General features: G+C 38.1%; 2 protein-coding genes and 1 pseudogene. 2 read left to right on the top strand and 1 reads right to left on the bottom strand.

Features of this window, described 5'->3' with window-relative positions; translation table 11 throughout:
* Positions 1 to 231: pseudogene (locus ACTHJT_RS17895) on the bottom strand (hypothetical protein); the annotation flags it as partial.
* Between the two features lie 123 nt (positions 232 to 354).
* Here ACTHJT_RS17895 and ACTHJT_RS17890 point away from each other — a divergent pair.
* Both ACTHJT_RS17890 and ACTHJT_RS17885 read left to right on the top strand, forming a co-directional pair.
* Entirely contained in the window at positions 355 to 1,455 is a 1,101-nt protein-coding gene (locus ACTHJT_RS17890) for a PorV/PorQ family protein (protein WP_440240759.1), read from the top strand.
* 48 nt (positions 1,456 to 1,503) lie between these two features.
* A partial coding sequence (locus ACTHJT_RS17885; protein WP_440240757.1) for a C25 family cysteine peptidase occupies positions 1,504 to 4,676 on the top strand: 3,173 nt, incomplete at its 3' end.

Here is a 4,676-nt window from a genome sequence, read left to right as displayed (position 1 = left end):
AATCTCTTCAAGCAAACGCTTAATATCAGCAAATTTCTGGCTGTCTGCTTCCATCATTTTATCCCATTGCGCATCGGCGGAATCACTTAAAATAAGCAATTGGTCTGCAACAGAAATTACGGCCGTAGAATCTTTGGTTTGCTCTTCAGCAGTGTTGTTGTCTGACTTTGTACATGAAACAGCGAATAAAAAAGAAATAAAAGCGAATACGAGAATGTGATTTGTCTTCATTTTATTTTGAATTAAATAAGGTTTAGGAGATATAAAAGTATAAAAAATAGACGATTGTTTAGTTTTTTTGTAATATCGTGTAAATAAACAAAATATACAGCGTAGTATTAGCGTTGAATGGATATGTTAGCTATAAATAGAAGGGTAGTATTATTTTTACTGTTTGTTTTTCAAATATTTACTTCCCTTTCCCAGATATATACACCTAAGTACAGTAACGAATTCCTTGCAATAGGAATTGGTGCGAGGGCGTTTGGGATGTCCAATGTTCAGTCTGCTGCTGTAAACGATGTAACATCAGCCTATTGGAATCCGGCGGGCCTGCAGCGCATTACAACAAAATACGATGTAGGCTTGATGCACGCTGAATATTTTGCGGGTATAGCTAAATACGATTATGCAGGTTTTGCAACAAGACTTGACTCACAAAGTGTGATAGCCGCATCGGTGATTCGTTTCGGTATAGATGATATTCCGGATACTAGATATCTGTTCGATGGAGATGGTAATGCGAATGGAAAAATAAACTACAATAACATCAAATTTTTCTCTGCTGCTGATTATGCCTTTTTGATTTCCTATGCGCGCAAAAGCAAGCTGATTGAAGGTCTGAACCTGGGTGTAAACCTAAAAATCATTAACCGTACCGTAGGATCGTTTGCTACTGCCTGGGGGTTCGGATTTGATGCCGGGGCTCAATATAAGGCTGGTAAATGGGAACTGGGTCTTGTTGCCCGTGATATTACAGGTACGTTCAATGCGTGGTCATACAACACTGCTTTATTAAAGGATGTATACGCACAAACAGGTAACCTGCTGCCGAAAAACTCCGTCGAAGTAACGTTGCCAAGACTTATACCCGGTGTCGCCCGTAACTTCAAAATCACAAAAAAAATCGGATTATTGGCAGCCACCGACCTGATAATTACGTTTGATGGAAAAAGGAATACTGCCATCAGAACAGGCGTCTTCTCTATTGACCCGGCGGCAGGAATCGAGCTGGATTATATGAAAATTGTATTTCTGCGATTTGGTATGGGAAATATTCAACGCATTAAAACATTTGAAGGAAATTACTCAACTTCTGTACAACCAAACTTTGGGCTGGGTGTAAAAATCAGCAAGTTTACAATCGATTATGCCTTAACAGACCTGGGTAATTTTTCTGAATCGCTTTATTCGAATGTATTCTCTCTTAAATTTTCTTTTGATAAGTTTAAATAAATGCATATTTGCAGGCATATAAAGAAATTAAAACTAAGCATTTTTTTTATGCTTGTTTCTTTATCTGCCCTGTGTCAAAAGGGGGCTGAATGGATCGTATCCGGCCAGCAGTATTATAAAATAAAAACATATCAGGAAGGAATCTATGCTGTTCCGTTCAGTCAATTACAAACTGCGGGAATCAATACCGGTGATCTTACAAATTTGCAGATGTGGTTTCGGGGGCAGCAGCAAGCTGTTTATCTGAATAACGACACGCTGTTTTTTTACGGAAAAAGAAATGATGGAACACTTGATTCATTGCTTTATGGAACGGGCCTTCAGGCACATACCTACTATAGTATCCTGTCTGATACCTGCGCTTATTTTTTAACAATGGGTGCTGCGCCTGGCAAACGAATGTTGAGCAGCGCTGTACCCACCGGCACAACAGCATCAACATGGTATTACGAACAATACTTAAACGTATATACAGACCGGTATTACAGAGGAACCTATTATTCACAGGAAACCGTAAAGTGTGAATATGATCAGGGGGAAGGCTGGTTTGGCGCACCGATTGAAACCAATGGCTCACCGGTAGCCAGAAATTTTTCTATAGCACTTACCAATGTAAATCCGGATCCCGCTGCCGTTGTACGGATCGAAGTGCAGGTCGTCGGCGGTTTTCCTGCAACCGGACGGAATGTTAAATTACTGATTGGAAATCCTTCGTCACCTGATTTTACCTTTGCTTTTTCTCCTTTCAATAATTACGACTACGGGAAAGTTAGCGTACAGATACCTGCGTCCTATCTGCAGAATAATTCAAGTTTAAATTGTAATATTCAGGTTTTTAATTCTACATATGATTTCATTGCCCCAGCATACATTAAAGTATTATACCCGCGGAATTATACACTCATCAATGCAGTTAACCAAACCACTTTTTTAGATAATGCAGAAGCTGCTGATAAAAAAATACAGATCTCTAATATTACTTCACCGGTATTTATTATAAATAATACCGACTTATTGAATCAGGAAATTGTTCCGTATTCAATAAGTAATTCAAAGGCAGTACTGAATGTTGCCTCAACCGTTAAACAGTTATTCATTCAAAATACAGCATTCAATAAAGTTGCTGCAATAAGCCCGGTTGATTTAAGCATTCCTGCGTTTACGAATGTATTCAATATTATTTATCCGGAAGTGTTTGCATCTTCTGCACAACAATATGTGGCCTATAGAAGCTCGGCAAATGGAGGGAATTATTCTGCAGGAAAATGTTCTTTCGAAAAATTATGCAATGTTTTCAGCTATGGTGAATGGACACCGTTGGCTATTAAACGTTACTGCGATGAAATCATTCTTGCAAACCCGGATGAGAAATATCTTTTAATATTGGGGAAAGGAACTGTCCCATCTTTAGGAGCCTTTATTTCCAATCAGGGAAACTCGTTTTATTATAGAAAGAATCCTTCAGCATTCTGGAACAGTACAGATTATAAAACAAAGCTTGTAAGCTTTATTCCTACATTCGGAGAACCAGGCTCTGATCTCATGTTCAGTATTGATGCCAATCATGCTGCACAGATTCATACCGGACGCGTACCTGCAAGAACGGCCGTTGAAATTGATGAATATCTTGAAAAAGTACGGATGCATGAATCTCTTGATTCAAATCTGATCTGGAGAAAAAAAGCTGTTCATTTAAGCGGCGGAGAAACGAGTCAGCAAATAACACTGTTTAAAAAATATATTGACACCTATAAAGCCTATTACCAGGCTCCGTATTTCGGTGGCCGCGTAATTAAAACATATGTCAAGAACCTGCAAAACGGAGCCATCGATGACCAGTTGATATCAGGGGTCTCAACTGATATTAATAATGGAATTTCATTGCTAACCTTGTTCGGTCACTCTTCTGCAGAGATCAGTGATATCGACATAGGTTTTGTTTCCAATCCTGTTTACGGGTATAAAAATACAGGCAAGTATCCCATATTATTGATGAACGGCTGTACCTCAGCTGATATCTTCAGTTCATATTCATTTGCAGAAGACTGGATCAATACTCCTAAGCTAGGTGCCATTGATGTACTTGGTCATACAGATATTGGTTATACCAATTATCTAAATCAATTTTCTACTTATTTCTATACATTCCAGTTCAACGATGAACGATATAGAAATAAACCCATAGGCTTTATTCAGAGAAAAGTCATTGATTCAATGAACAGCGTGAACGTAGCCACTGATATTACTTCACAGGCACAAATAACACAAATGAATTTATCCGGTGATCCTGCGTTAAGAATGTACAGTCCCTCCAAACCGGATTATGCGATCTATGGAGACAACCAAACAGCAGAAAGAGTTTGTTCACTTGTCCCGGATAATGGTACAACAATTAAATCCAAAGACCCTTTTACCATTTCAATACCAATAGATAACTACGGAAGCACAACTAACAAAACCGTTGAAGTAATTGTTAAGCGTTATGTAAATAATGTTTTGGTTAAAACCTATCAGGCAAATGTGGTTCCTGTTTCTTATAAAGACTCGATTACAATATCTGTATCAAACAATGAGAGCGATTTTTCAGGTAATAACAGGTTTGAAATACAGGTAGACCCTTCCGATTCATTAAAGGAAATCAGAAAAGACAATAACATTGCTTATCTGAATTATTTTATGCCAGCAAGTGCTGTCAAATGTTTATTCCCGCTTAATTATAGTGTTGTTTCCACTCAGCCGGTTACTTTGTTTGCACAACCCAACATTTTACTTATTGCAGAAACAGAATATTACTTTGAAATCGATACATCTAAAAAATTTACAAGTCCGTTTAAACAATCCAAAATTGTTACTTCAGGTTCTTTGCCATTCTGGTCGCCACAACTGTTGAGCAATGTCCTGCCTTCAGACAGTATTGTATATTTCTGGCGGGTACGTTTTAATACAATAGCATCGGGAGAAGATACACTGTGGGATAACAGTTCGTTTATTTATATTAAAAATAGTAATCCGGGCTGGTCACAGACAACCATTGATCAGTTCCAGGAAAATACACTTACCGGATTAAAGTATAATAAAAATACATTAAGATGGGAATTTCCGGCAACATCCATTACGTTAAAAGCTCGGTCAATAGGAGGGCGCAGCGCCGGAGAACCTGATGAAACACTTTTAAGTTTAAATAATCTGCCTATTCTGCAATCATCTACTTATTACAATTG

The sequence above is a fragment of the Cytophaga sp. genome, from assembly GCF_051961495.1.
Classification (GTDB): domain Bacteria; phylum Bacteroidota; class Bacteroidia; order Cytophagales; family Cytophagaceae; genus Cytophaga.
This window is presented reverse-complemented; position numbering and strand designations above follow the sequence as displayed.

What these genes read in the sequence shown, in the direction of transcription:
- ACTHJT_RS17890 (WP_440240759.1), top strand. Translation starts at nt 355, where the DNA reads ATGTTAGCTATAAATAGAAGGGTAGTATTATTTTTACTGTTTGTTTTT.